This is a genomic window from Cupriavidus sp. WS (genome assembly GCF_000395345.1).
Taxonomy (GTDB): Bacteria; Pseudomonadota; Gammaproteobacteria; order Burkholderiales; family Burkholderiaceae; genus Cupriavidus; species Cupriavidus basilensis_B.
Genome location: NZ_AQPL01000028.1, coordinates 1 through 248 on the forward strand (window position 1 = coordinate 1; position 248 = coordinate 248).

The window sequence follows — 248 nt, forward strand, 5'->3', positions numbered from 1 at the left end:
CAAGGCCACCGTGGAGTTCGCGCTCAAGCACCCGGAGGTGATGGACGAATTCGGTACTTACCTGCGTACGCGGGGGTGATTGTTGTAGGTGGTTTTGCTGGATAAGGGAAGCGCCCTGCAGGGTGGCCGGTTTTTTGGCTGCTTTGCGGGGCTTTTTTTTGTTTTTTGGTTTGCTGGGTGGGGGGTGAAGTTAAGCTGTTTGGTTTTGGGGGCTTTGACTTCAAAGGCTTAAAGTCAACATCAAAGTC

1 protein-coding gene is annotated in these 248 nt (G+C 52.4%); it reads right to left on the bottom strand.

What is annotated here, in order from left to right:
• Positions 1-23: 23 nt before the first annotated feature.
• On the bottom strand, positions 24-248 hold a 225-nt coding region (locus K206_RS44215; RefSeq protein WP_231401530.1), incomplete at its 5' end, for a hypothetical protein.